Here is a 213-nt window from a genome sequence, read left to right as displayed (position 1 = left end):
ATGCCGCTGACAAGCTGGTCAGGGGGATCAAGCGGAAGACCCGCAAGCATTACTCGGCCGAGGAGAAGATCCGCATCGTGCTGGCCGGACTCCGAGGCGAGGAGCGCATCGCCGCGCTGTGCCGCCGCGACGGGATCGGCGAGAGCCTCTTCTACCCCTGGTCGAAAGGGTTCCTCGAGGCCGGCAAGAAACGCCTGGCTGGAGACACTGCCC

The 213-nt window shown here is 66.2% G+C and carries 1 protein-coding gene; it reads left to right on the top strand.

The window, feature by feature from the left end; all coding sequences use genetic code 11:
* Window positions 1–14: 14 nt before the first annotated feature.
* Window positions 15–213: transposase (locus EU800_RS26700; protein ID WP_371685683.1), on the top strand; the 199-nt coding region annotated here is incomplete at its 3' end.

This window comes from Tropicimonas sp. IMCC6043 (genome assembly GCF_004146235.1).
Lineage (GTDB): Bacteria > Pseudomonadota > Alphaproteobacteria > Rhodobacterales > Rhodobacteraceae > Tropicimonas.
The sequence above is the reverse complement of the archived record's forward strand: the minus strand, read 5'-3'. Positions and strand labels throughout refer to the sequence as shown.